Raw genomic sequence first — 17,993 nt, forward strand, 5'->3', positions numbered from 1 at the left:
CGGCACACTGCTGCCACGTGCTGAGCGTGGCGGGCCCTCGGGCCCCGGCACGGTCCGCTCGGTCCTCAGGACGGCCTGCGAGCCGACGTCACCCGGTAGACGTCGTACACGCCCTCCACGCTGCGCACCGCCTTCAGCACGTGCCCCAGGTGCTTGGGGTCCCCCATCTCGAAGGTGAAGCGGGACGTGGCGACCCTGTCACGGGACGTCTGGACCGCCGCCGAGAGGATGTTGACGTGCTGGTCGGAGAGGATCCGCGTGACGTCGGAGAGCAGCCGGGACCGGTCCAGCGCCTCGACCTGGATCGCGACGAGGAAGACCGAGGACTGGCTCGGCGCCCACTCCACGTCGATGATCCGCTCGGGCTCCTTGGTCAGGGAGTCGACGTTGACGCAGTCCGTGCGGTGCACCGAGACGCCGTTGCCGCGAGTGACGAAGCCGATGATGGGATCACCGGGCACTGGGGTACAGCAGCGCGCGAGCTTGACCCAGACGTCGTCGACTCCCTTGACGACGACGCCCGGGTCGGAGTTCGCCCTGCGCTTGGCACGCCGCGTCGCGGCCGGCATGGGCGGGGAGGTCTCGGCCAGGTCCTCGTTGGCCGCGTCCTCGCCGCCGAGCGACTGGACGAGCTTCTGCACCACACTCTGCGCGGAGACGTGGCCCTCGCCGATCGCGGCGTAGAGGGCCGAGATGTCCGGGTAACGCATCTCGTGGGCGAGGGTGACCAGGGAGTCGCCCGTGAGGATGCGCTGGATCGGCAGGTTCTGCTTGCGCATCGCACGCGCGATGGCGTCCTTGCCGTGCTCGATGGCCTCGTCGCGGCGTTCCTTGGTGAACCAGGCGCGGATCTTGTTGCGGGCCCTGGGGGACTTGACGAAGCTCAGCCAGTCACGGGAGGGCCCGGCGCCCGCGGCCTTCGAGGTGAAGACCTCGACGGTGTCGCCGTTGTCGAGCGTCGACTCCAGTGGCACCAGGCGGCCGTTGACGCGTGCGCCGATCGTACGGTGGCCGACCTCCGTGTGGACCGCGTACGCGAAGTCCACGGGGGTGGCCCCGGCGGGCAGCGCGATGACGTCGCCCTTGGGGGTGAAGACGAAGACCTCGTTGCGGGAGAGGTCGAAGCGCAGCGACTCCAGGAACTCGCCCGGGTCCTCGGTCTCCTTCTGCCAGTCGAGCAACTGCCGCAGCCACGACATGTCGTTGACGTGCTCGTCGCCCTTGCCCGCGCTCTTGGGCACGTCCGTACGCACCTTGGAGGCGCCGGCGACGGCCTGCTGCTTGTACTTCCAGTGCGCGGCGATGCCGTACTCGGCGCGGCGGTGCATGTCGAACGTGCGGATCTGGAGCTCCACCGGCTTGCCGCCGGGCCCTATGACCGTCGTGTGCAGCGACTGGTACATGTTGAACTTGGGCATCGCGATGTAGTCCTTGAACCGGCCGGGGACCGGGTTCCAGCGGGCGTGCACCGTGCCCAGCGCGGCGTAGCAGTCGCGGACGGTGTCCACCAGGACCCGGATGCCCACCAGGTCGTAGATCTCCGCGAAGTCCCGGCCCCGGACGATCATCTTCTGGTAGACGCTGTAGTAGTGCTTCGGCCGCCCGGTGACGGTCGCCTTGATACGGGCCGCCCGCAGGTCGGCCTGGACCTCGTCGGTGACGACGGCCAGGTACTCGTCCCGCTTCGGCGCCCGCTCCGCCACCAGCCGGACGATCTCGTCGTACATCTTCGGGTAGAGGATCGCGAAGGCGAGATCCTCCAGCTCCCACTTGATGGTGTTCATGCCGAGCCGGTGGGCGAGCGGCGCGAAGATCTCCAGCGTCTCGCGGGCCTTCTGCTCCTGCTTGGCGCGCTTCAGATAGCGCATCGTGCGCATGTTGTGCAGCCGGTCGGCGAGCTTGATGACCAGCACCCGCGGGTCCTTGGCCATGGCGACGACCATCTTGCGAACGGTCTCCGCCTGCGCCGCCTCGCCGAACTTGACCTTGTCGAGCTTCGTGACGCCGTCGACGAGGAGGGCGACCTGCTCGCCGAAGTCGCGGCGCAGCGTGTCCAGGCCGTACTCGGTGTCCTCGACGGTGTCGTGCAGCAGGCCGGCCATGAGCGTCGCCGGGTCCATGCCCAGCTCGGCCAGGATCGTGGTCACCGCGAGCGGGTGTGTGATGTACGGGTCGCCGCTCTTGCGCTTCTGGCCGCGGTGCCAGCGCTCCGCGACCTGGTAGGCGTGCTCGATCTGCCGCAGCGTCGCCGACTCGATCTTGGGGTCGTTGCCGCGCACTATCCGCAGCAGCGGCTCGAGGACGGGGTTGAACGGACTGGAACGCTGCACTCCGAGCCGCGCCAGACGTGCCCGTACGCGGTTCGAGGAACCGGAGCGGCCCGAGACCCCCGAGACGGCGCGGGCGGGCGCCACTCGTTCGCTCTGCGCCTTCTGGGCGGCCTCGGCCCTCTCCGCCCGGACGTCGCGCTGCGTACGCTCCGAGTGCTCGGCCTCGGCCCGGCTGCGGGCGGCGCGCTCGTCGAGAACGGTCCCCTGCTGGCCGGCTCCCCGCGCGGTGGCGGCGTCGGGGCTCCCCGAGGCGCCCGGGGCGGCAGTGCCGCCTTTGCTCTCCGAGCCGTCCTGAGTCGCCTTGCGCGTGGCCGCGGCAGCCGCGCCGGGCCCGCCGGGCTCGGCGTCTCGCCGCTTTGCCGCCTTCAGCGGCTGGGCCTCGTCTGGCAAATGCACTCCTCGGTGGACCCCAGGTCGGACTGTCATGGTATCGACCCCCGCCGCCCCCCTGCCCACGGCCGCATGGGCAGACATGACGAAGGCGGTCACCCGGCGCTCCTGGGAAGAACGTACCGGGTGACCGCCTTGTACCGGTCTCTCGTCGTCAGACCGTGACCAACGCCTCCAGCGGTACGTCCCCCAGCGCCGGGGTCAGGCGCTCCCTGCCTCCGAGGAAGCCGATCTCCAGCAGGACCGCGAACCCGGCGACCTGCGCACCGGCCCGGCGGACCAGCTGGAGTGAAGCCTCGGCCGTGCCGCCCGTCGCCAGCACGTCGTCGATGATCAGCACCCGGTCCTCGGCGGTCAGGTCCTCGGCGTGGACCTCGATCTCCGCAGTCCCGTACTCCAGCTCGTAGGACTGGGCGAGCGTGGCGCCAGGGAGCTTGCCCGCCTTGCGCACGGGCACGAAACCGAGACCGGCCCGTACCGCCGCCGGAGCGGCGAGGATGAAACCGCGCGCTTCGAGGCCGATGACCTTGGTGGCGCCGCGTTCGGTGCAGATCCGTGCCAGGGAGTCGGTCAGCACCGAGAACGCCTCGTGGTCGGCCAGCAGCGGGGTGATGTCCTTGAACATCACTCCCTCCAGCGGGTAGTCCGCCACGTCGCGGATGCGGCTGAGGAGCATCTCCCGCACCTCGGCCGAGACCGGCGAGGCCGCCTCACTCATTCCCGTCACTTCGCTCACCTGCGCTTTCCGGACGGTCGGTTACGGCCGCCGCGGCCACGGGACGCGGGCTGGCGGCGCTGGGGGCGCGGGCCGGAGACCTCGCGCTGCCCAGGTGGCCCGACGACGCCTGCCGCCGCGCCCTGAGGCGCGGGGCCGTCGTCGGCGTCCCGCGGAGCGCTGCCGTCGCCTTCCTGGTCCTCGAACTCCTCCGGCGTCTCCGCTCCGCGCTCCTCGGCCTTCAGGCGCTTGGCCCGTACGCGCTTGGCGAGTGCCTTCATCTGCGGCTCGCGCTCCTTGAAGTCGGCGACGAGCGGGGTCGCGATGAAGATCGAGGAGTACGCACCGGCGGCCAGGCCGACGAAGAGCGAGAGAGCGATGTCGTTGAGCATGCCGCCGCCCAGCAGACCACCACCGATGAACAGCAGGCCGGCGACCGGCAGCAGCGCCACGACGGTGGTGTTGATGGAACGCACCAGGGTCGAGTTGATGCTGCGGTTGGCGATCTCGCTGTAGGTGTAGCGGGTCTGCTTCGTGACGTTCCGGCTGCCCTCTCTCAGACCGTCGAAGACGACGACGGTGTCGTAGAGCGAATAGCCGAGGATGGTGAGCAGACCGATCACCGTGCCGGGCGTGACCTCGAATCCCACGAGGGAGTAGATGCCGACGGTGATGGTGATGTCGTGGATCAGCGCGATCAGGGCGGCCAGCGCCATCCGCCACTCGAAGGCGATGGCGAGATAGATCACCACGAGGACCATGAAGATCCCCAGCCCCAGCCAGGCCTTGTTCGCGATCTGCTCGCCCCAGCTCGGGCCGACGAGCTGAGTGTCGATCTTGTTGGGGTCGACCTTCAGTTCGCCGGAGATCTTCTCCTTGACCTCCGTGGACTTGGCCGTGTCCAGACCCGCGATCTGGATGCGCATACCGCCGTTGCCCAGTTGCTGGACGATGGCGGTGTGCCCGGAGGTCTTCTCCGCGAGTTCGGTGGCCTGCGACACCGAGGCCGAGGTCTTGGGCGTGGTGAGGACGGCGCCGCCCTCGAACTCGATGCCCATGTTCAGGCCCCGGACCCCGAGGCCGACGATCGCGGTGATCGTGATGAGGATCGAGACGCCGTACCAGAACATCCGCTTGCCGACGAAGTCGTAGCCGACCTCGCCGCGGTAGAGCCGGGCACCGAGACTGCCGAGTCGTGACATCTCATGCCTCCTTCGGGTCGGTGCTGACGGCGTACGAGCGGCGGCCGCGGCGCAGCGGCGGCTTGGCACCGAGCCTGGTCGGGTCCAGGCCGGACCAGGGGTGGCCGCTGGAGAAGAACTTTCCTCGGGCCAGCACCGTCATCAGAGGCTTGGTGAAGAAGAAGACCACGACGACGTCCAGGAGCGTGGTGAGGCCGAGCGTGAACGCGAAGCCCTGCACCTTTCCGACGGTGACGATGAAGAGCACCGCCGCCGCGAGGAACGAGACGAAGTCGGAGACCAGGATCGTACGCCTGGCACGCGGCCACCCCCGCTCGACGGCGGGCCGGAGCGTACGGCCCTCGCGGATCTCGTCCCGGATGCGTTCGAAGTACACGATGAACGAGTCCGCCGTGATGCCGATGGCGACGATCGCACCGCAGACGGCCGGCAGGTTCAGCGCGAAGCCGATGGCCGGGCCGAGCAGCGACATGAGCGTGTAGGTGAGCACCGCCGAGACGAGGAGGCTGAGGATCGCGATGAGCGACAGCCCGCGGTAGTACGCCACGAGGTAGATGATCACCAGCGCGAGCCCGATGGCGCCCGCGATGAGGCCCGCCTGGAGCTGGTCGCTGCCGAGGGCCGCGGTCACGGTGGTGACGTCCGACTCCTCGAAGGTCAGCGGAAGCGCACCGTAGCTGAGGATGTTGCCGAGCTCCTCCGCGGACTCCTGGGTGAAGCTGCCGGAGATCTCCGCGTTCGCTGTCAGCCGCTGGTTGACCGACGGAGCGGAGACCACCTCGCCGTCCAGCGCGATCGCGAACTGGTTCTGCGGCTGCTGCTTCTTGGCCAGTTCGCCGGTGGTGTCGCCGAACGCCTTCGACCCCTTGTCGTCGAACGACATGGTGACGATCCACTGGCCGCGCTGCTGGTCGAACTGGGCCTTGGCATCGGTGACGTTCTTGCCGTCGACCCCGACGGGGCCCAGAACGTACTTGAGCCTCTGCTTGGCGTCGCAGGCGGCGATGGGCTCGTCCGGCTCCGTCGCCGCGGCCTGCTCACTCGCCTTGGCCCGCTGCTCCTTGGTGTTGCACTGGATCTTCTGCAGCTTCTTCGCCAGCTCCGGAGTCACACCCGGGGGTTGCTGCTGCTGCGGCGGAGTCGTGGGGGGCTTCGTCTGATCGGGCTTGGGAGACGGCTTGTCCTCGTCGGCCGGGGCAGCTCGCAGGTCGTCGGTCACCGCACGGCCCTGGTCGCCCTTCTCACCCTGCTCGGCCTTGTCGCCCTTGTCGCCCTGCTCGCCCTGCTCGCCCTTCTCACCGCCCGGCTTCGAGGGCGAGGGCTGGGGCTGCGGGGTGGACGGCGCGTAGGTCAGTACGGGGCGGAAGGCCAGCTTGGCGGTCGTACCGACCTGCTCACGCGCCTGCTTCTCGTTCGTCCCCCGGGGGATGTTGGCGATGATGTGCCGGTCGCCCTGGGTCTGGACCTCGGCCTCGGAGACGCCCAGACCGTTCACGCGCCGCTCGATGATGCCCACGGCGGTCTTCATGTTGGTCGGGTTGATCGCGTCGGCCTTGCCGGGCTGGTTCTTGGCCTCGAGCGTGATGCTCGTGCCCCCGGCTAGGTCGATGCCGAGCCGGGGAGTGGTGTGCCCGGAGAGGAACATGCCCCCGGTCAGACCCCCCAAGACCAGCAGGATCAGAATCAGCGAGCGCCCCGGCTTCCCGTGGGCCCCCGGGCTCCTGCGGCCCTTCTTCGGTGCTGCCACCTTCTCGTCTCTCCTGTCCCAACCGCCGGTGCCGGCCCAGGAGTCGAGTCGGGCCGCCACGCGGCGCACAAATGGTCTTTGGACATGCTCCGCCGCCGGGCCCGGTCACCGGCCCGGCGGCGCCGACCTTACTCCGAGCCGGAGTCGCCCTTGCGCTTGACGTCCCCGGGCTTCTCGTCGGCCGTGGCCGCCGCGTCCTTCGAACCGCCCTCTGCGGTGTCGTCGGCAGTGTCCTCGGCGTCGTTCTCGTCGGCGGACTTGGCGAAGTCCACCTTCGAGTCGTCGGAGGAGTCGTCGTCCGAGGTCAGGGACGAGGCGTCGTCCGGGACGACGGCCTCTCCGACCTCGAGGTCGTCGGGGGAGGCGTTCACGATCCGGTCGAACTCCTCGGATTCGAGGACGGCGCCCACGGCGTTCTTGGCGAAGAGCGCGTGTGTCCCGGGAGCAACCTCAAGGAGGACCGTGTCATCGCGGATCTCCTTGACGGTGGCGTACATGCCCCCGATGGTCCGGACGCCGGTGCCGGGCTGCATCGAGTCCCGCATCTGGGCGGCCTGACGCTGCTTGTTCTTTGCGGACCGGGTCATCAGGAACATGGCCCCGATGAGCACGATGAAGGGGAGGAGAGTAACGATATTCACGGCGGAAGAATGTCCTTCGCACGACCGCGTCTCAGCGGCCTGGATTTCGGGGTGGGCGCGCCGCACCTGAGGAACGACGTCGGCGGAGTCTAAGCGAGCCCTCGCCGATGGAACAACGTCAAGCATGGCACTGGGGTTCCTGAGCCCGCGAGTATCTGCACGGTCACGCTCCGAACAACCCCTGTTGTCCCGATCCGCCCGGTGGATGCGGCGGGTTCTGCGTGGGCCTCGGCATGTCCAGGTGGTCCCATGCCGCCGGTGTGGCGATGCGGCCCCGCGGAGTTCGGGCGAGCAGCCCCTCGCGTACGAGGAACGGCTCGGCCACTTCCTCCACGGTCTCACGCTCCTCGCCGACCGCGACGGAGAGCGTGGAGAGACCGACGGGGCCGCCGCCGAACAGCTTGAGCAGGGCGGTGAGTACGGCCCGGTCGAGCCGGTCGAGGCCCCGCTCGTCCACCTCGTAGACACCCAGGGCCCGGGAGGCGATGTCCTGATCGATCGAGCCGTCGGCCTTGACCTGGGCGTAGTCCCGCACCCTGCGCAGCAGGCGGTTGGCGATGCGGGGCGTGCCGCGGGAACGTCCGGCGATCTCGGCGGCGCCGTCGGTGTCGATCTCCACGTCGAGCAGCCGGGCCGAGCGGTGGACGACCTGCTCCAACTCGTGCGGTTCGTAGAACTCCATGTGCGCGGTGAAACCGAACCTGTCGCGCAGCGGCGGCGGCAGCAGCCCGGCACGGGTGGTGGCGCCGACGAGCGTGAAGGGCGGCAGCTCCAGCGGAATCGCCGTTGCTCCAGGGCCCTTTCCGACGATCACATCGACGCGGAAGTCCTCCATCGCCATGTACAGCATCTCCTCGGCGGGGCGCGACATCCGGTGGATCTCGTCGAGGAAGAGCACCTCCCCCTCCTGCAGCGAGGAGAGGATCGCGGCGAGGTCGCCCGCGTGCTGGATGGCCGGGCCGGACGTGATGCGGATCGGTGCGGCCATCTCCGCCGCGATGATCATGGAGAGGGTCGTCTTGCCCAGGCCCGGCGCCCCCGAGAGCAGAACGTGGTCGGCCGTCCCGTTGCGCTGCCTCGCGGCCTTGAGGACGAGGTCGAGCTGCTCCCGCACCTTCGGCTGCCCGATGAACTCGCCCAGCTCCTTGGGGCGCAGCGCCGCCTCGACGGCGCTCTCCTCGCTGTCGGCCTCGGGGCCGACGAGACGGTCCACGCCGCCGTCCGCCGCGGCGCCCGCCGCGTACTGCTGGTCCTCGTCCCTGCTCATGACGTCCGCCTCTGCCGCATCCGCGTGTGCACGTGCCTGATCCGTCCGCCCGGCGCAGGGCGTCCCGCCCGGTTCACCGCGCCCGGTTCAGCGTCTGCAGGGCGGCTCGCAGCAACTGCGGTACGGGCGGCTCCGCACCGGCCGCCGACGCGGCCTCCGCCTGCGGTGCCACCGCGGCGACCGCCTCGTCCGCCTCGCGGGTGGCGTACCCCAACCCGACGAGCGCGGTGTGGAGTTGGCCCCGCCAGCCGCCACCGGCCGCGGAAGTCCCGCCCCGGGCCGGGAGTTGACCTCCGGCGCCCGGCACCGGCTCGCCCAGCCGGCCCTTCAGCTCCAGCAGCAGCTTCTGTGCGCCCTTCTTGCCGATTCCCGGCACGGCGGTCAGCGCCTTCTCGTCGCCCTCGGCAACAGCCAGGCGCAGGGCGTCCGGTGAGTGCACGGCGAGCATGGCCTGGGCGAGGCGGGGGCCGACGCCGCTCGCCGTCTGGAGCAGCTCGAAGGTCTGACGTGCGTCGTCGTCCTCGAATCCGTAGAGAGTGAGCGAATCCTCGCGTACGACGAGGGACGTGGCGAGTTTGGCGTGCCTGCCGACCCGCAACTGCGCGAGCGTGTCCGGAGTGCACTGGACCGACATGCCGACGCCGCCCACCTCTATCACTGCGGCGTCCGGCGCGAGAGCGGCGACGGGTCCGGAGACGAAGGCGATCATCGGCGGGTGCCTTTCGTGGCTCGGGTGGAGTCATCTGCCCGCGCTGCGGCGGCAGTCGAGCGGCCGGCGGCCTGCTTCGCGTGCGCTTGCTGTAGACGGTCGAGCCGCTGCTGCACCGGTGCGCGCCAGATGTGGCAGATGGCGAGGGCGAGTGCGTCGGCGGCATCTGCGGGCCTGGGCGGGGCGTCGAGCCGGAGCAGTCTGGTGACCATGGCACCGACCTGTGCCTTCTCCGCACGGCCCGAGCCCGTGACCGCCGCCTTGACCTCGCTCGGTGTGTGCAGCGCGACGGGCAGGCCACGGCGTGCCGCGCAGAGCATGGCGACGGCGCTGGCCTGGGCGGTGCCCATCACCGTACGGACGTTGTGCTGGCTGAAGACCCGCTCCACGGCGACCGCTTCGGGACGGTACGCATCCAGCCACTCCTCGATGCCCTGCTCTATGAGGACGAGGCGGTCGGCGATCTCCGCGTCCGCCCCCGTGCGTACGACGCCGACCGCGCGCATCGTCAGCGGCCGGCCGGCCACACCCTCGACGACGCCGATCCCGCAGCGGGTCAGTCCCGGGTCGACACCGAGCACACGCACCCAGGTCCTCCTCGTTCCACCTTCGGGCCTTCTCCAGCAGTCCCCGCAGGTTATCGGCAGGCACCGACAACGCCGGGGGGCAGTACCGGAGCGGGCAGGTGAAACTCCTCGGCCGTACGGCAGTTGCCGCGGCGGGAACCGCGGTGCGGGCCGCCCGGAGCATGCGCCGGCCCGGCGTGGGAGGCCGGAGCCTCGGACACCGGGCCGGATGCCACCGTCAGGCGTCGACCTTGGCCATGACGTCGTCGGTGACGTCGAAGTTGGCGAAGACGTTCTGCACGTCGTCGCTGTCCTCCAGCGCGTCGATCAACTTGAAGATCTTGCGGGCGCCTTCCTCCTCCAGCGGGACCTGCACGCTGGGCAGGAAGCTGTTGTCGGCCGACTCGTAGTCGATGCCGGCGTCCACCAGCGCCGTACGGACCTCGACGAGGTCGGTCGCCTCGCTGATGACCTCGAAGTTCTCGCCGAGGTCGTTGACTTCCTCGGCTCCGGCCTCCAGCACCGCCCCCAGCACGTCGTCCTCGGAGAGCCCGTCGTCCCCCTTGGGGACGATCACGACGCCCTTGCGGTTGAACAGGTAGGAGACGGAGCCGGGGTCGGCCATGGAACCGCCGTTGCGGGTCATGGCGACGCGTACGTCCGAGGCCGCGCGGTTGCGGTTGTCGGTGAGGCACTCGATGAGCACGGCCACGCCGTTGGGGCCGTAGCCCTCGTACATGATCGTCTCGTAGTCGGCGCCGCCGGCCTCGAGGCCGGCGCCCCGCTTGACCGCGCTGTCGATGTTCTTGTTGGGGACCGAGCTCTTCTTGGCCTTCTGGATGGCGTCGTAGAGCGTCGGGTTGCCCTCGGGGTCGGCACCGCCCGTACGGGCCGCGACCTCGATGTTCTTGATCAGCTTGGCGAAGAGTTTGCCGCGCTTGGCATCGATCACGGCCTTCTTGTGCTTGGTGGTTGCCCACTTAGAGTGGCCGGACACAGCCTCGCTCCTTCGACGTCACCGACATGGACCAACGCGGAGATCCTACCGCCAGCGGCTCAGCGTGCTGACCGCACCGCGTCCCGCCCGCTCCGCCCCCGGTCCACCGCCGTGAGCCGCCACGCACCGTGTCCGGCGTGGGTGCTTCAGGCGAGGGCCTCGCGCACCATGTCCACGAACAGGGCGTGGACCCTGTGGTCGCCGGTGAGTTCGGGGTGGAAGGAGGTCGCCAGCAAGCGGCTCTGCCGCACGGCCACGGGGTGCCCGTCGTAGGAGGCCAGCGTCTCCGCCCGTGCTCCCGTCGACTCCACCCACGGCGCCCTGATGAAGACGCCCTCGACCGGGCCGCCCCCGACGCCGCTCAGCTCCAGCGGCGCCTCGAAGGACTCGTTCTGCCGCCCGAACGCGTTGCGCCGCACGATCATGTCGATGCCGCCGACGGTCTCCTGGCCCGAACGCGGGTCGAGGATCTTGTCGGCGAGCATGATCATCCCCGCGCACGAGCCGTAGGCGGGCATACCCGCGTGCACGCGCTCACGCAGCGGCTCCATCAGACCGAAGGCGATGGCCAGTTTGGACATCGTGGTCGACTCGCCGCCGGGCAGGACCAGGGCGTCGACGTCCGCCAGCTCCCCGGGACGCCGCACGGCGCTCACCTCTGCGCCCGCAGCGGCGAGCGCGGCGAAGTGCTCGCGTACGTCGCCCTGGAGGGCGAGGACGCCGACTTTGGGAGTGCTCACTGCTCGATGCCTCTCGTACGGGTGCTGCGTGCAGCTTCCACGACCCCGGTACCGGCCGTACTCGGGGTACGGACCGGCACCGGACGGGACGGACGGCGGGCCGTTCCCGCCGCTGTCACCAGCCGCGCGAGGCGTAACGCTCGCCTTCGGGCAGCGTGTCGCAGTTGATGCCGACCATGGCCTCGCCGAGTCCGCGTGACGCATCGGCGATGATCTTCGGGTCGTCGTAGAAGGTGGTGGCCTTCACGATGGACGCGGCACGCTTCGCCGGGTCGCCGGACTTGAAGATCCCGGAGCCCACGAAGACGCCCTCGGCGCCCAGTTGACGCATGAGTGCCGCATCGGCGGGAGTGGCGACGCCACCGGCGGAGAAGAGGACGACGGGCAGCTTGCCGAGCTCGGCGACCTCCTTCACCAGCTCGTACGGTGCGCGCAGCTCCTTGGCTGCGGCGTAGAGCTCGTGGTTGTCCAGCGCCCTGAGCTTGCCGATCTCGCCCTTGATCTGCCGCATGTGACGGACGGCTTCGACGATGTTGCCGGTGCCGGCCTCGCCCTTGGAGCGGATCATGGCGGCGCCCTCGGCGATACGGCGCAGCGCCTCACCGAGGTTGGTGGCACCGCAGACGAAGGGGGTCGTGAAGTCGAACTTGTCGCTGTGGTTGACCTCGTCGGCCGGGGTGAGGACCTCGGACTCGTCGATGTAGTCGACGCCGAGGGCCTGAAGGATCTGCGCCTCGACGAAGTGACCGATGCGCGACTTGGCCATCACGGGGATGGAGACGGCCTCGATGATCCCCTCGATCATGTCGGGGTCGGACATCCGCGCGACACCGCCGTGCTGGCGGATGTCGGCGGGGACCCGCTCGAGAGCCATGACCGCGACGGCGCCGGCGTCCTCGGCGATCTTCGCCTGCTCGGGCGTCACGACGTCCATGATCACGCCGCCCTTGAGCTGCTCGGCCATGCCGCGCTTGACGCGCGCGGTGCCGGTCTCGGGCCCCGGGGCGGGGGTGGCGGGGGACTCGGAAGACGGGTTGGACACGCTATGACCTCACTCGACGCGAAAAGTACGACAGGACCATGGTAGGTCTGCTGAATACACGGTCACCGAAAGGGGTGGCCTTGGAAAAGGGCCAATTCCGGTGCAGTGGCCTGCACGACGCAGCCGGTGGCACGGAACCGCCTCGCACGTCCATGCCGGGGACACCCGGCCCCGATACGCCCGCCCCCGATACGCCTGGCACGCCTCCCCGGGGGGCTCGCTCCCGGGCACCGGCGCTACTGGGGAGCGCCGTTGCCCCGGTCCGCGAGGGCGGGCGGCGGCTCGTCGTCCATCTCGAAGGCCAGCGGGAAGGGTGCGTAGCCCGCCAGCCGCAGCCAACGGACCGTGCGATGGCGGCGCAGCGCCCGCGCGGCCCGTACCGCGTCGTTGTGGAACCGCCGCGCCATCGGCACCCTCCGTACCGCGGCGGCGAGTTCGACGGCTGCTTCCTCCCCGCCGGGTGCCGCGCGTACGGCCTCGACCTGGGCGCTCTCGTCGAAGACCGCACGCAGCGCCTGGCTCAGCTCGCTCTCGGCGACCTCCCGCTGGTCCTCCTCGGCCTGACGGGCGTCGTGTGCCGCCTGGTAGAGGACCATCGAGGCCGCCGGGTCGAGCACGCCGGCGGTGGCCAGCTCCTGAGCGATGGAGGCGCGGCGCAGCAGCTGCGCGTCGAGGGCCGCCTTGGCGGCGTCGATGCGGGCGTGCAGCCGGTCCAGGCGGCCCGCGGTCCAGCTGAGATAGACGCCGATCAGGAGCACGGCGACGGCGAGCAGGATCAGGGTGGTCGTGGTGGGCATCGCTCCTGCGTTCTCCCTCGGTCCTCAGCCGGCTTGTCCCGGCTGCTGAACGGCCCTCAGCCCGCCGCTCTCCGTCCCCTCGTGCCCGCTCGGTGTCAGCCCCGCGCGGCCAGTCCGAAGCGTGCGCGCAGCCCGATGCGCTCGTCGGGGGCCACGGCGGCGGCGCCGTCGGTGACCGTCTCGTAGACGGCGAGGACGTCGGCGCCGACAGTGCTCCAGTCGAAGCGGCGGACGTGCCTGCTGCCGTACGCGCGCAGCTCCTCCCGCCGTGCCGCGTCGCCCAGCAGCCGCACGGCGGAATCCGCGAGGCCCGCGGCGTCCTCGGTGACGAACAGCTCGCCCGCCTCTCCCCCGTCGAGCACCTGCGCGAAGGCGTCCAGGTCGCTGGCCAGTACGGGCGCTCCCGCCGACATCGCCTCGACGAGGATGATGCCGAACGACTCGCCGCCGGTGTTGGGCGCCACGTACAGGTCGACGCTGCGCAGCAGCCGCGCCTTGTCCTCGTCGCTGATCATGCCGAGGAACTCCACGCGCTCACGCATCGCGGCAGGCAGCGCTTCGACTGCCTCCTCCTCGTCACCGCGTCCGGCGACGAGGAGTCTGGTCTGCGGCAGCGCCTCCAGAATGCGCGGGAAGGCCTCCATCAGGACGGGAAGTCCCTTGCGCGGCTCGTCGATACGGCCGATGAAGCCGATCGTTCCGCCCTGCCACTCGGCCTTCGGCTCGGCGTGGGCGAAGAAGTCGACATCGACACCGTTGGGGATCACCACGGCGTCCCCGCCGAGGTGTTCGACCAGAGTGCGCCGGGCGTACTCGCTCACGGCGACGCGCGCGCTGATCTTCTCCAGCGCGGGCTGCAGGATCGGGTAGGCCGCGATCATCGCCCGCGAACGCGGGTTGGACGTGTGGAACGTCGCGACGATCGGGCCCTGCGCCGCCCAGCAGGCGAGCAACGCGAGGGAGGGCGTGGCGGGTTCGTGGATGTGCAGCACGTCGAAGCGGCCGTCGTGCACCCAGCGCCTCACCCGCGCCGCGGAGAGGAATCCGAAGTTCAGCCTGGCGACCGACCCGTTGTACGGCACGGGCACGGCACGTCCCGCGGAGACGACGTAGGGCGGCAGCGGAGTCTCGTCGTCCGAGGGGGCCAGCACGGACACCTCGTGTCCCAGACCGGTCAGATGCTCCGCGAGGTCACGGATGTGGAACTGGACGCCCCCGGGCACGTCCCAGGAGTACGGGCAGACGATCCCGATCCTCATGCGTCCCGGCCCTCCTTCGGGGGCACGGCACCGCTGTCGCCCCTCGCGTCGGCGATGCCCGCCCCGTGACTCCCGTCGGTCCCCGCGGAGCCGGTCGGAGAGGGGAAGTCGGAGAGCCACAGACGCTGCAACATGTGCCAGTCTTCCGGGTGTTCGGCGATGCCGCTCTCGAAGCGGCCGGCCACGGCCTGCGTCATGACGGCCGTCTTCTCCTCGCGGGTGCCTTCCGCCGGCACCTCGACGGGCGGGTACACGCGGCCCCGCAGGACGGGCGCCTGTTCGTACCAGAGCGTGACGGGGAGCAGCAGCGCGCCGGTCTGCTGCGCGAGCAGAGCAGGCCCGGCGGGCATGCGGGTGCGTTCACCGAAGAAGGTGACCTCGATGCCGGATGCGGACAGGTCGCGGTCCGCCACCAGGCACACCAGTCCTCCCTCGCGCAGGCGCCGCGCCAGCGTTCCGAAGGCGGAGCCGCCGGAGTGCGGCAGCACCTCCATGCCGAGGCTCTCGCGGTAGGCGACGAATCGGTCGAAGAGAGAGGCGGGCTTCAGACGCTCGACGACCGTGCTGAAGGGAGTCTTCAGCCCGGCCGTGACGTACGCGCCTGCCAGATCCCAGTTGGCCAGGTGCGGCAGGGCGAGGATGACGCCGCGGTCGGAGGCGATGCCGTCGGTCAGCCGGTGCAGGTCGGTGATCCGCACGCTCTCCCTTATGCGCTGCTCGCTCCAGGAGGGCAGCCGGAAGGCCTCCATCCAGTACCGCAGGTAGGAGCGCATGCCTGCGCGGGACAGCTCGCCGAGCCGCTCGGGCGACGCGTCGGGGACGACACGGGCGAGGTTCGCCTCCAGCTGCCGCACGCCTCGTCCGCGCCGCCTCCATGCGACGTCCGCGATGCGCTTGCCGAGGGCGGCCGCCGCGGGTTCGGGAAGCCTGCGGACCGCGGACCAGCCCAGGCCGTACAGCGAGTCCGTCAGCTGTTCGCGGGCGGTGCTCACGCGGTGCCCGTCCCTTCGGCTTCGGCGGCCTCGGCGGCCTCACGGCGGACGGTCACGACGCGCTGGCCGAGTGTCACGATGCTGCCGAGCGCGACCACCCACAGCGAGACGGGCAGCAGCACCTCGATGTGCGGTACTCCGAATTTGGCCAGACCCGAGAACCCTGTCAGTACGAGGGTGATGACGAGCCGCTCCGCGCGCTCCACCAGGCCGTTGACGGCGACCGGCAGCCCGATGCTCTCGCCGCGTGCCTTGGTGTAGGAGACGACCTGCCCGCTGGCCAGGCAGAAGATGGACACGGCGCACATCAGGACGCTGTTCCCGCCGCCCGCGTACCAGAGGGCGATTCCTCCGAAGACCGCCGCGTCCGCGACCCGGTCGAGCGTGGAGTCGAGGAAGGCGCCCCAGCGGCTCGAACGCCCCATCTGCCGCGCCATGTTGCCGTCGACGAGATCGGAGAAGACGAAGAGCGTGATGACGACGGTGCCCCAGAAGAACTCGCCCAGCGGGTAGAAGACCAGTGCGCCCGCCACCACCCCGCCGGTGCCGATCAGGGTGACCGTGTCGGGGCTCACTCCCAGGCGCAGCAGCAGGGCGGCGAAAGGGGTGAGAACACGCGTGAAGAACGCACGCGCGTACTTGTTCAGCATGGTTGTCCCGAAGGTCGACGGCTCCCGGCGACGGACTCGGGGCCACCGGGGAGCCCATCGTAGTCAGCCGCGCGCGGGCTCAAGTCCACGGACCCGCAGCGCCGTCCGGCAGCGCGGACCGGCGCCCGGACAGCGGCGCGGAAGGAGGCGCAGAGCTGCTGCTGGTAAGGCCGGCTCCCGGGGAGGTCCTGCTTCTCGGGAGCCCATGAGGTCAGCAAGGTCAGCGGGGCCGGCAAGTTCAGCGGGGTCAGTACGCGGCCGCGAGTGCCAGAGAGGCGACGGCGAGCGCCAAGTAGCCCGCGGGAAAGGCGATGTTGTGGAACACACGGGCACGCACGTGCGCTCCCATCGCCCCGATGAAGAACACCACCAGCCCGCTCGCAGCGGCCTCTCCCACTACGGGCAGACCCAGCAGCCCGAGCAGCAGGCCGAGAGCTCCTGCCGCCTTGAGGCCGGCGAGGACGGGGAGCCAGGCCCGCGGAACACCCACTTCGGCCGAGTTGGCGAGTACGGACCGGGCCCCCGCCACGTCGGCGACAGCGGTACCTGCGTTGGCCAGCAGCGTGACCACGGTGACGACGGCATAGGCGACGAACATGACCTTCTCCCCTGCGGACTCCCTACGGACTCCCTGCGGCCTCCCTGCGGAGCCGACGGTTGCCGGTGCGGCGAAGGAGCGTACGGCCGGGGCTGCCCGAGCCCCGTCTCCGGAGGCCCGGCGCCCTGCCGCGCCCCTCGCCATCCATCCTCATCAGAGTCCCGCTTTACGTCCAATACCTGCATCTATAACCTGACGGCATGGATGTCGACACACGGCTTCTGCGGTATTTCGGCACTGTGGCCGAGGAGGGCAACCTCACCCGTGCAGCCGCACGTCTGTACGTCTCCCAACCCGCGCTGACGAAGCAGATCAAGCAACTGGAGACCCAGCTCGACGTGCGGCTGTTCACCCGCTCCCGGTCCGGCATGGCGCTGACGGAGCCGGGACGGGCCCTGGCGGAGCGGGTACCGGCCCTGCTGGCCGCGTGGGAGGAGGCGCTGCGGGAGACCAAGAGCGCGGCCGGCCGCTCCGCACGCGTACTGCGCATCGGCTTTCTCGGCAGTGCCGCCAACGAGGCGACCCAGCAGATCATCGGCACGTTCACCGGCCGCCGCCCGGACTGGCGGCCCGAGATGCGGCAGGCTCCGTGGTCCGACCCGACGGCGGGTCTCTCCGCGGGGGACGCCGACGTCGCACTGCTGCGGCTGCCCTTCCCCGGGCAGGACGACCTGCGCGTGGCGGAGCTCTTCACCGAACCGCGCTGGGTCGCACTGCCCTCACGGCATCCGCTCGCGGCGTCCGCACGCGTCTCCTGGCGCCGGCTGTGGGACGAGCCGTTCGTGGCCGCTCCGCCGGAATCGGGCTGGTGGCGGGAGTTCTGGCTGGCCTCCGACGAGCGCGAAGGCCGTCCGGTACGCGTGGGGGCCGTCACCGACCAGCCCGACGAGTGGCTCAGTGCGATCGCGAACGGGTACGGAGTCGCGCTCGCCCCCGAATCGGCCGCCCGCTTCTACGCGCGCCCGGGCGTCGTCTACCGGCCGGTCGACGGCGTCAGCCCCAGCGGCGTCGGCGTGGCCTGGTCGCCGGGGGACGACGCCGATCCCGTCGTGCAGGACTTCGTCCGCTGCTGCCTGGAGCACGCCACGGCGTGAGGCCCCGCCTCCCGGCCTGCCGGCCGCCCCGCCCCGCCCCGGAAGACGCGACAGCCGGGAGGGGCGCCACGGAGGCGGCCCGACCAGCCCGGACAGCACCGGCCGACCAGCCCGGACGGCACCGGCCTCCAACCGTCTCCCTCCTGGTCCGAATGGTCCCCTGCGTCACGTATGGACGCATGCGGGCAGCGGTGGAAAGCTCGAAGTACCGCGGTCATCGCGACGAACCCCGGAAGGTGTCGACCGGAAGGCGGGAC

The 17,993-nt window shown here is 70.5% G+C and carries 16 protein-coding genes and 1 pseudogene; 1 reads left to right on the top strand and 16 read right to left on the bottom strand.

Annotation, left to right across the window (positions count from 1 at the left end):
• Positions 1-65: 65 nt before the first annotated feature.
• The 16 genes and pseudogenes from ACFPA8_RS12855 to ACFPA8_RS12930 all read right to left on the bottom strand — a co-directional run.
• Positions 66-2,411, bottom strand: a pseudogene (locus tag ACFPA8_RS12855) (RelA/SpoT family protein); the annotation flags it as partial.
• Positions 2,412-2,874: 463 nt separating this feature from the next.
• Positions 2,875-3,438 carry an adenine phosphoribosyltransferase gene (locus ACFPA8_RS12860; RefSeq protein WP_386447651.1) on the bottom strand — a complete coding sequence of 188 codons (564 nt, stop codon included), beginning with the start codon at positions 3,436-3,438 and terminating at the stop codon, positions 2,875-2,877.
• A 14-nt stretch (positions 3,439-3,452) separates the two neighbouring features.
• Positions 3,453-4,637, bottom strand: coding sequence for a protein translocase subunit SecF (gene secF / locus ACFPA8_RS12865; RefSeq protein WP_386447110.1), 1,185 nt, complete (start codon positions 4,635-4,637; stop codon positions 3,453-3,455).
• 1 nt (position 4,638) lies between these two features.
• Complete coding sequence (gene secD / locus ACFPA8_RS12870) at positions 4,639-6,384, bottom strand: protein translocase subunit SecD (protein ID WP_386447113.1); 1,746 nt, start codon at positions 6,382-6,384, stop codon at positions 4,639-4,641.
• 128 nt (positions 6,385-6,512) lie between these two features.
• Positions 6,513-7,025: a preprotein translocase subunit YajC gene (yajC, locus tag ACFPA8_RS12875; RefSeq protein WP_386447115.1), complete on the bottom strand. Its 513-nt coding sequence runs from the start codon at positions 7,023-7,025 to the stop codon at positions 6,513-6,515.
• A gap of 163 nt (positions 7,026-7,188) precedes the next feature.
• Positions 7,189-8,292, bottom strand: a complete 1,104-nt coding sequence (gene ruvB / locus ACFPA8_RS12880; protein WP_386447118.1) for a Holliday junction branch migration DNA helicase RuvB — start codon at positions 8,290-8,292, stop codon at positions 7,189-7,191.
• Positions 8,293-8,365: 73 nt separating this feature from the next.
• Positions 8,366-9,001, bottom strand: a complete 636-nt coding sequence (gene ruvA, locus ACFPA8_RS12885; protein ID WP_386447121.1) for a Holliday junction branch migration protein RuvA — start codon at positions 8,999-9,001, stop codon at positions 8,366-8,368.
• Positions 8,998-9,588 carry a crossover junction endodeoxyribonuclease RuvC gene (gene ruvC, locus ACFPA8_RS12890; RefSeq protein ID WP_386447124.1) on the bottom strand — a complete coding sequence of 197 codons (591 nt, stop codon included), beginning with the start codon at positions 9,586-9,588 and terminating at the stop codon, positions 8,998-9,000. Before ruvC ends, ruvA begins: the two co-directional genes overlap by 4 nt.
• Before the next feature lie 217 nt (positions 9,589-9,805).
• Positions 9,806-10,564, bottom strand: a complete 759-nt coding sequence (locus tag ACFPA8_RS12895) for a YebC/PmpR family DNA-binding transcriptional regulator (protein ID WP_386447126.1) — start codon at positions 10,562-10,564, stop codon at positions 9,806-9,808.
• A gap of 146 nt (positions 10,565-10,710) precedes the next feature.
• A complete protein-coding gene (pdxT, locus tag ACFPA8_RS12900; protein WP_386447129.1) occupies positions 10,711-11,304 on the bottom strand; it encodes a pyridoxal 5'-phosphate synthase glutaminase subunit PdxT in 594 nt (197 codons plus the stop codon).
• A gap of 115 nt (positions 11,305-11,419) precedes the next feature.
• Complete coding sequence (pdxS, locus tag ACFPA8_RS12905) at positions 11,420-12,346, bottom strand: pyridoxal 5'-phosphate synthase lyase subunit PdxS (protein ID WP_386447132.1); 927 nt, start codon at positions 12,344-12,346, stop codon at positions 11,420-11,422.
• A gap of 236 nt (positions 12,347-12,582) precedes the next feature.
• Positions 12,583-13,143, bottom strand: a complete 561-nt coding sequence (locus ACFPA8_RS12910; protein WP_386447135.1) for a hypothetical protein — start codon at positions 13,141-13,143, stop codon at positions 12,583-12,585.
• A 95-nt stretch (positions 13,144-13,238) separates the two neighbouring features.
• Positions 13,239-14,402, bottom strand: a complete 1,164-nt coding sequence (locus tag ACFPA8_RS12915) for a glycosyltransferase family 4 protein (protein ID WP_386447138.1) — start codon at positions 14,400-14,402, stop codon at positions 13,239-13,241.
• On the bottom strand, positions 14,399-15,394 hold the full coding sequence (locus ACFPA8_RS12920) for a phosphatidylinositol mannoside acyltransferase (protein WP_386447140.1): 996 nt from the start codon (positions 15,392-15,394) through the stop codon (positions 14,399-14,401). Before ACFPA8_RS12920 ends, ACFPA8_RS12915 begins: the two co-directional genes overlap by 4 nt.
• The gene (pgsA, locus tag ACFPA8_RS12925; RefSeq protein ID WP_386447143.1) at positions 15,391-16,044 is read right to left on the bottom strand and encodes a phosphatidylinositol phosphate synthase; all 654 of its coding nucleotides are present in this window, start codon (positions 16,042-16,044) and stop codon (positions 15,391-15,393) included. Before pgsA ends, ACFPA8_RS12920 begins: the two co-directional genes overlap by 4 nt.
• Before the next feature lie 247 nt (positions 16,045-16,291).
• Positions 16,292-16,642, bottom strand: coding sequence for a DoxX family protein (locus ACFPA8_RS12930; RefSeq protein WP_386447146.1), 351 nt, complete (start codon positions 16,640-16,642; stop codon positions 16,292-16,294).
• 200 nt (positions 16,643-16,842) lie between these two features.
• Here ACFPA8_RS12930 and ACFPA8_RS12935 point away from each other — a divergent pair, with 200 nt between their 5' ends.
• Complete coding sequence (locus tag ACFPA8_RS12935; protein ID WP_386447149.1) at positions 16,843-17,736, top strand: LysR family transcriptional regulator; 894 nt, start codon at positions 16,843-16,845, stop codon at positions 17,734-17,736.
• Positions 17,737-17,993 lie beyond the last annotated feature (257 nt).

It is taken from the genome of Streptomyces ovatisporus (assembly GCF_042653885.1).
Lineage (GTDB): Bacteria > Actinomycetota > Actinomycetes > Streptomycetales > Streptomycetaceae > Streptomyces > Streptomyces ovatisporus.

Coding starts and splice junctions, on each gene's coding strand:
- ACFPA8_RS12860 (WP_386447651.1), bottom strand. CDS start 3,438: ATGAGTGAGGCGGCCTCGCCGGTCTCGGCCGAGGTGCGGGAGATGCTC.
- secF (WP_386447110.1), bottom strand. CDS start 4,637: ATGTCACGACTCGGCAGTCTCGGTGCCCGGCTCTACCGCGGCGAGGTC.
- ruvB (WP_386447118.1), bottom strand. CDS start 8,292: ATGAGCAGGGACGAGGACCAGCAGTACGCGGCGGGCGCCGCGGCGGAC.
- ruvA (WP_386447121.1), bottom strand. CDS start 9,001: ATGATCGCCTTCGTCTCCGGACCCGTCGCCGCTCTCGCGCCGGACGCC.
- ACFPA8_RS12910 (WP_386447135.1), bottom strand. CDS start 13,143: ATGCCCACCACGACCACCCTGATCCTGCTCGCCGTCGCCGTGCTCCTG.
- ACFPA8_RS12915 (WP_386447138.1), bottom strand. CDS start 14,402: ATGAGGATCGGGATCGTCTGCCCGTACTCCTGGGACGTGCCCGGGGGC.
- pgsA (WP_386447143.1), bottom strand. CDS start 16,044: ATGCTGAACAAGTACGCGCGTGCGTTCTTCACGCGTGTTCTCACCCCT.
- ACFPA8_RS12930 (WP_386447146.1), bottom strand. CDS start 16,642: ATGTTCGTCGCCTATGCCGTCGTCACCGTGGTCACGCTGCTGGCCAAC.
- ACFPA8_RS12935 (WP_386447149.1), top strand. CDS start 16,843: ATGGATGTCGACACACGGCTTCTGCGGTATTTCGGCACTGTGGCCGAG.